The organism is Streptomyces swartbergensis (genome assembly GCF_002148965.1).
GTDB lineage: Bacteria > Actinomycetota > Actinomycetes > Streptomycetales > Streptomycetaceae > Streptomyces > Streptomyces swartbergensis.
Window position 1 is genome coordinate 1 of the sequence record NZ_NGFN01000423.1, and the last position, 6742, is coordinate 6742.

General features: G+C 70.6%; 7 protein-coding genes and 1 pseudogene. 4 read left to right on the forward strand and 4 right to left on the reverse strand.

What is annotated here, in order from left to right; translation table 11 throughout:
- Window positions 1–41 precede the first annotated feature (41 nt).
- Window positions 42–1229, reverse strand: coding sequence for an MFS transporter (locus CA983_RS38690; RefSeq protein WP_086605387.1), 1188 nt, complete (start codon window positions 1227–1229; stop codon window positions 42–44).
- Between the two features lie 79 nt (window positions 1230–1308).
- Between CA983_RS38690 and CA983_RS38695 the strand changes: the two genes are divergently transcribed.
- From CA983_RS38695 to CA983_RS38705, 3 genes are all read left to right on the forward strand, one after another.
- Window positions 1309–2304 (forward strand): winged helix-turn-helix domain-containing protein, encoded by a 996-nt coding sequence (locus CA983_RS38695; RefSeq protein WP_086605388.1) that lies wholly within the window; start codon window positions 1309–1311, stop codon window positions 2302–2304.
- Window positions 2301–2804 (forward strand): glutathione peroxidase, encoded by a 504-nt coding sequence (locus tag CA983_RS38700; protein WP_086605389.1) that lies wholly within the window; start codon window positions 2301–2303, stop codon window positions 2802–2804. The genes CA983_RS38695 and CA983_RS38700 overlap by 4 nt, the downstream gene beginning before the upstream one ends.
- A 71-nt stretch (window positions 2805–2875) precedes the next feature.
- Window positions 2876–3760 carry a MerR family transcriptional regulator gene (locus CA983_RS38705; protein WP_086605390.1) on the forward strand — a complete coding sequence of 295 codons (885 nt, stop codon included), beginning with the start codon at window positions 2876–2878 and terminating at the stop codon, window positions 3758–3760.
- A gap of 135 nt (window positions 3761–3895) precedes the next feature.
- On the opposite strand, the gene CA983_RS38710 is transcribed toward CA983_RS38705, so the two are convergent.
- From CA983_RS38710 to CA983_RS38720, 3 genes are all read right to left on the reverse strand, one after another.
- The gene (locus CA983_RS38710; protein ID WP_086605391.1) at window positions 3896–4084 is read right to left on the reverse strand and encodes a DUF397 domain-containing protein; all 189 of its coding nucleotides are present in this window, start codon (window positions 4082–4084) and stop codon (window positions 3896–3898) included.
- Between the two features lie 224 nt (window positions 4085–4308).
- Window positions 4309–5166: a helix-turn-helix domain-containing protein gene (locus CA983_RS38715; protein ID WP_086605392.1), complete on the reverse strand. Its 858-nt coding sequence runs from the start codon at window positions 5164–5166 to the stop codon at window positions 4309–4311.
- 232 nt (window positions 5167–5398) lie between these two features.
- Window positions 5399–6154, reverse strand: a complete 756-nt coding sequence (locus tag CA983_RS38720) for a GOLPH3/VPS74 family protein (RefSeq protein WP_059424097.1) — start codon at window positions 6152–6154, stop codon at window positions 5399–5401.
- Between the two features lie 237 nt (window positions 6155–6391).
- Between CA983_RS38720 and CA983_RS48545 the strand changes: the two are divergent.
- A pseudogene (locus CA983_RS48545) lies at window positions 6392–6742 on the forward strand (D-alanyl-D-alanine carboxypeptidase); the annotation flags it as partial.

A 6742-nucleotide genomic window follows, 5' to 3' on the forward strand; every position in this document is an offset into this window, starting at 1 on the left:
CCCTGCCCTCCCTGCCTTCCRGCGGACCTTCCCTCAGAAGCTCACCGTCCTGGCACCGGTGCCGTCGCCYGCTGCTCCCGCCTCGCCGCCGTCATCAGCGCCAGCGTCACCCCGGCCGACAGCATCGCCATGGCCGTCATCGCCCCTGCCGGGGACGTCAGTTGGGCCACCGAGCCCGCGAGTGCCGCGGCCACGCCCTGCATCGTGAGCATGCCGGCCGAATGCAGTCCCAGGGCGTGGCCGGTCAGTTCGTCGGGCGTCAGGGCCACCAGGCGTTCCTGCTGGACGAGGCTCGCGCCGAAGCCGACCGAGGCCAGCGTGACGGCGGCCGCCGCGAGCGGAAGGGGCGGGTGCAGGAGGAAGGGCACGTACGGGACGGCCAGGAGCAGCAGGAGCGGGAAGCCCAGGCGGGGGCGCAGCCGCGGTGGGACCAGGCGGCCCACCAGCACGTCCCCGGCCAGCATGCCGAGTGCCGCGAAGGCGAACAGGGTGCCGGCGGAGTCGGGGGCGTAGGAGACGTAGAGCGACTCGCAGCCCACGACCAGGCCGTTGGGGATCCAGAGGGCCAGATAGACCTGGCGGCGGGGTGCGGACGACCAGAGCAGGGCGTTGGCGCGCCAGGTCGCCGACACCGAGGGGCGGCCCGTCGCGCGGGGTGGGCGGCTGGTCAGGCCGAGGCGGACGACCACCGCCGCCAGCAGGTAGAGGGCGGCGGCCGCCAGCAGGGAGATCCGCGGGGACAGCAGGGCCACGAGCGCGCCGCCGGTCGCGTATCCGGCGATCTGCATGAGGCCGCTCATCATGTTGAAGACCGAGCGGCCCAGCAGATAGCCGTCCTTGGAGAGGATCTCGTTCAGCAGGCCCCAGCGCACTCCCCCGCCGACCGACTTCGCCAGCCCCATGGCCAGGACGATCGCGAAGAGGGACCAGATCGGCATGCCGGGCAGGGCGAGGGCCGCCGTGCCCGCCGCGAAGAGCAGGGGCAGGGCCGTCAGGGCCGCGCGCGGGGGCAGCCGGTCGGCCGCCGAGAGCAGGAACACCGCGCCCACCACCTGCACCAGCGACGAGCCGGACATGCTCAGCGCCGAGAGCAGCGGCGACTCGGTCGCCCGGTACACCAGCGTGCCCAGCGCCAGTCCGCCCATCGTCTGGGCGACCGTCTGCGCCGACGCGGCCAGGAAGAACGGGGTGAACTCAGGGGTACGGAACAGTTCGCGGTAACTGCGCATGCGCGGAGTCTCCGGCCGGCCCGTACGGCGTGGTTATTGTTTCGCGCAGACGCGAAACGTCGTGACCAGGGGGCGGTTCATGGGCTGGTGGCAGGTCAACGCCGACACCCTCGCGGGGAGCCGGTTCGTCCTCTCCCCGCTCGCCGAGACGTTCGCGAGTCTGCGGCTGCTGCACACCGCTGTGGCCACCCACCCCGGCGAACGGCACTGGCTCGACAGCCACCTGCCCGCCTACCGGCGGCGCCTCGCGGACGATCCGGTCACCGCGCTGCTGGTGCGCTCCGGGCTCGGGCGGGAGTGGATCGCCGACTTCCTCACGCCCACTCCGCGTGCCGGGGAAGCCTTCGAGGACGAGGTCGCACGGGTCCGGGAGGCCTCCCCCGCGGCCGCCCGCACCCACGTCACCCTCTCCCTGCGCGGCCCGCTCCCGCCCCGCCTGGACCGCGACGACCTGCCCGAGCGCGCCGCCGGCCTCCTGACGTACGTGTGGGAGGAGACCGTACGTCCGTACTGGCCGCGCCGCCGACGGGTGCTCGAAGCCGATGTCGCCGCCCGGACCGCGCAGGTGGGCCGGGGCGGCTGGGCGGCCGCGCTGGACTCGCTGCGGCCGGGCACGCGGTGGCTGGGCGAGAACCGGTTGCAGGTGAACGCGCACGAGTATCCGCCGCGGGAGATCTCCGGTGCGGAGCTGGTGTTCGTGCCGGTCACCCCGCAGCGCGTCGGCTGGGTGTCGTGGGAGGGCACCGACCGGTACGCGCTCGTCTACCCGTGCGCGGGCGTCTTGGCGGACACCGGCGGCAGGCCGGTACCCGCGAGCCTCGCCGCTCTGCTCGGCACCGCCCGGGCCCGTGTCCTCGTCCTGCTGGACAGCCCGCTGAGCACAAGCCAGCTCGTCGCCGTGACAGGTCAGGGCCTCGGCTCGGTCGGGCGGCATCTGCGGGTCCTGCTGGACGCGGGCCTGGTGGAGCGGGGCCGGGCGGGCCGGTCGGTGCTGTACGCGCGGACGGCGGCGGGACAGGTGCTGATCGAAGCCGGCACCGGCCAGACACCCGCCGGAGTTAGCATCCGCTCATGACGACTGACAACGGTTCCTCTCCCCTCGACGTCGAGATCGGTGCCCTCCAGGGCGGTTCCGCCGACCTGTCCCAGTACGCGGGCAAGGCGGTGCTCGTGGTGAACGTGGCCTCCAAGTGCGGCCTGACCCCGCAGTACAACGGGCTGGAGAAGCTCCACGAGCGGTACGCCGAGCGCGGCTTCACCGTCCTCGGCGTGCCCTGCAACCAGTTCCTCGGACAGGAGCCCGGCAGCGCCGAGGAGATCGCCGAGTTCTGCTCCGCGACCTACGGCGTGACCTTCCCGATGACCGAGAAGGTCGAGGTCAACGGCGAGAACCGGCACCCGCTGTACGACCGCCTGACCGGCTTCGCCGACGCCGAGGGGCACAGCGGGGACATCCGCTGGAACTTCGAGAAGTTCCTCATCGGCAGGGACGGCCGGGTCGTCGCCCGCTTCTCCCCGCAGACCGAGCCGGAGTCGGAGGAGCTCGTGGCGGCGATCGAGGCGCAGCTGGCCTGACACCCGCCCCGGTTGACCTTGCCCCTGGGGCAGGGCCGAGCGTCCTCGTCGTCGGGCGGAAGAGCCGCCCGATGACGGAGAATGCCGTGGTGGACGTACCGGACCGGGACCTGCTCACCATCGGGGCGTTCGCCGCGCGCGCCCGGCTGTCGGCCAAGGCCCTGCGGCTGTACGACCGGCTGGGGCTGCTGTCCCCGGCGTACGTCGACGAGGCCACCGGCTACCGCTACTACCGCGCAGACCAGGTCGAACTGGCCCGGCTCGTGGCCATGCTGCGGCAGCTGGACATGCCGCTCGCCCGGATCGCCGAGGTGGTCGCGGCGGGCGACGGGCCGGCGGCGGCCGAGCTGCTCGGCACGTACTGGGCGGACGTCGAGGCGCGGGTGGCGGGGCAGCGGACGCTCGTCGGCTATCTCCGTGGACGACTGTCGGGGAGGGGCTCCGAGATGTACGGCAGGTTCGTGGTCGAGATGGTGGACGTACCCGAGCAGGTGGTGATCACCGAGATGCGACACGTGCCGGCGGACGAACTGCCCGCCTGGATCCCCGCCTCGCTGGGGCGGCTGGAAAAGGCGGCCGGTGAGTGCGGTGGCATCGCCGACGCACCGTTCGTCGTGTACCACGCTGAAGCGTCCATGGAGAGCGACGGTCCCGTGGAGGCGTGCGTGCCGGTCTCCGACGAGCCCACGGCCCGGGAGTGGGCGGCGGCGGAGGGACGCGGACGACAGATGCGGGTGCGCGTCGAACCGGCCCGGCGACTGGCGTACACACGGATCACCAAGGCTCAGGTGGCATATCCCCAGATCCTCGCCGCGTACGAGGCAGTGGAGGCATGGATGAAGCGGGAGGGCTGGGAGTACGCCGGGCACTGCCGCGAGATCTACTTCGCCGACTGGGAGACGGCGGTCGCGGAAGATGCGGTGTGTGACGTTGCCTTTCCGGTGAAGCGGGCGTGATTCAGCCGGCCTTGGCGCGTACGGACCTGCTCCGCAAGCCGGTCGGCTGACGAAAATGCCGAACCCCCTCGGCAAGGACGGCGGGCTTGTCGAGAGGGCTCTGTTGATGGTGTGTATGAATCTGCCTGATCGGCGCTACTTGACCAGGGCCACGAAGGCGCTCCATGCCTCTGCGGGGAACGTCAGCGTGGGGCCGTCGGGAACCTTGGTGTCTCCGACGTCCAGCGTTTCCGCAACGGTGGACCTGACTTGCACGCAGGCACCGCTGCCGTTGGTGTACGAGGACGTCGTCCACTTTTCCGTGGCACCCAGAAGAATTGCCATGACCGCTCCGGTAGCCAGTTGTCGAATCGCTGTCTCCGTGCTGGCAGTTCTGGCTAGGAGACTCAGCACGGTTTGCGCCAACGCATGGGTGATCGTTGGCCTGATCGACGCTACCTGCCGCTCCCGCCATCGGGATCAGCCATTCACCCGACCGGGTGGCATATTCCAGGAGTTCCTTCCGCACGGGCGTGCCCGGGGTATAAGGTCCGCCCCTCCCCGAAGGCTCAGCGTGCGTACTCCTTCGCCACGTCCTGGATGAGCCGCAGCGACTGGTCGACGTTCAGGGACTGTGCGCGGAGGTGCTCGTACATCACGGTGTACTTCTGTACGTCGTGGGCCTTCTCCAGGTACAAGTCACTGGTCACGCCCTCGATGTACACGACGTTCGAATCGGTCGCGTCGGCGAACTCAAGGATCGAATACTGCCCGTTGAGCCCCGCATGGGCGCCTACATCGAACGGCAGCACCTGCACCGTGACGTGCGGAAGCTGCGACGCGTCGGCGAGGTACTCCAGCTGTTCGCGCATCACCTGGCGGTTCCCGACGCTCCGGCGCAGGGCTGCCTCGTCCAGCACGACCCAGAGGCGCAGCGGATCCCTCTCAGCGGTGATGCGGCCCTGACGCCGCATGCGAACCTCGATACGGTTCTGGATATCCTCCTCAGGGGTCTCGGGCGACGCGCCCCGAATGATGGCCTCGGCGTAGGCGCGCGTCTGCAACAGACCCGTGATGATCTGCGGCTCGTACACGCGGAGCGACTCGGCGTCCGTCTCCAGACCGATGTAGACGCTGTACGGGATGTCCCCGAAGGCGTGCCACCAGCCCTGCTGGCGGGAATCCTTCGCCATCTGCATCAGCGAGTCGACCATCTTGTGGTCCTCGACCTCATACACCTCGCACAGGTCCCGGACGTCGCGCTGGCTGATGCTGCGGCGGCCGTTCTCGAGTCGGCTGATCTTCGACTGCGATACGAGCAGTCGCGCCGCCACCTGTTCGGCTGTCATGTTCTTGGCTTCGCGGAGCCTGCGCAGCTCCATGCCCAGTCGGCGCCGCCGAACGGTGGGATTGGTATTGGACGCCACGGGACGTGCACCTCCGGCTGCGTGCCTCTACATTGCGTATCTGCTGTTGAGCAGACTGCCACCAAGGTGCTTCCTACCGCTGGGAAACGGTGGATATGCGACGGGTACACGCCAGTTCGGGCAGGCACGCCGAGCGGGGCGGGGAGAGTGTGTGCTCTCCCCGCCCCGCTCGGACAGCGGCTCCCGTGACCGGGTTCGTGGGCGCGGCGTCGTGCTCGTTCTGCCGCGCGGCTCAGTGGGCCACGGCGCGCGCCATGGTTCCGTGGCGCGGTTGCATCGGAACACCGCGGGCGGGTTCCGGTGCGGGCCTGGCTCCGCCGGCGGCCTGGCGGCCGGACGGGGCCGGGCTGCGGCGCGGCTGTGCCGCCACGCCGTTCTGGACGTCCATCACCGCGTGCGCGACGAGACCGCCCATGGGGTCGTGCCTGATCAGGTCCCGCAGCCGGGACCGAGAGGAGCGCCCCTCGTTGCCCGGATACAGGTGCTTGCCGAGGCCGACCGCGTGTGCCAGAGCGGCGAGCGCGGCGGTCCGCGGGTCCGGCGGTACGCCGGTGCGGATCGCCGAGTCCAGCCGGGCCCTGATCTCCCGGCTGATGTCGTTGTCCGTCGCCTGGTAGCGAGTCGTCGGCAGCACTCCGCACATCTGGCCCGCCACGGCATGCACCATGCCGCACCGCTCCAGATGGCTGAGGTAGGTCTGGCGGAGCCCCAATCGTGGCCCGCCGATCCAGTGAACGGCCCGTACGGGAGCGCCGCGCCTTCGCAGCAACTCCAACGCGCAGTCCAGAGTTGGATCTCCAGTCGGCCGTGGTACAACCACGGCGATACGATCCCCGTCTGGGGCTATCCGTCCGGCCAGTGCCAGCTCCACTAGCTGTGCACCGGCCAGACCGAGGTCGAGCGACTGCGGCTGTGCAGTGGTACCCGTGGCCGGGTCCAATGCCAGCAGCAGAAGCTCTTCCGGAAGTGTTCTGCGGCTCCTGCCCATCCATGCCTCCCCGCGTGGATGAATGACAGGGTGACCCCTCTCACATTGGTCTGTCGAGGGTGCGTGACCGGTTCGTAGTGGAACCAGTAGGTATGTCGTTCTCGTCTACCGGATGGGTCCAGTCCGCACACAGGACACTGGTACATGGTTCGGACAGCGCCGGGGAGCGGTGTCACGGGCGGCGGTTCACGGTTCGGTACGCGCACGCGGGGCGTGTGGCGCGAGGAGGAGGCATCGGTGGCGGGCGAGTCCCCCGACAGGTCGAAGCAGCGCGAGTCGTCGGCAGAACCGACGTCGGGGAGCGCGAGTCCGGTTCCCGAGGCCAGGAGCGAGGTCTCACCCAAGCGTGACCCGCGCCTCGCGGTGGCCCGGGACACGGAGAGGTCCGCGAAGCGGGGCGGCGCCGATACGGCGACCCGCGTGCTGTCCGCCCGGACGGCGGAGAAGCGGGGCGAGGCGTCCGACGCCGAGCGGGACGCGGACGAGGTTTCGGGTTCGGCGGCTGACGCCCAGCAGGACGCGGACGAGGCGGGTYCGGCGGCTRRCGCCGAGCGAGAGGCTGACGCCGGGCGGGGCGAGGGCCAGGGG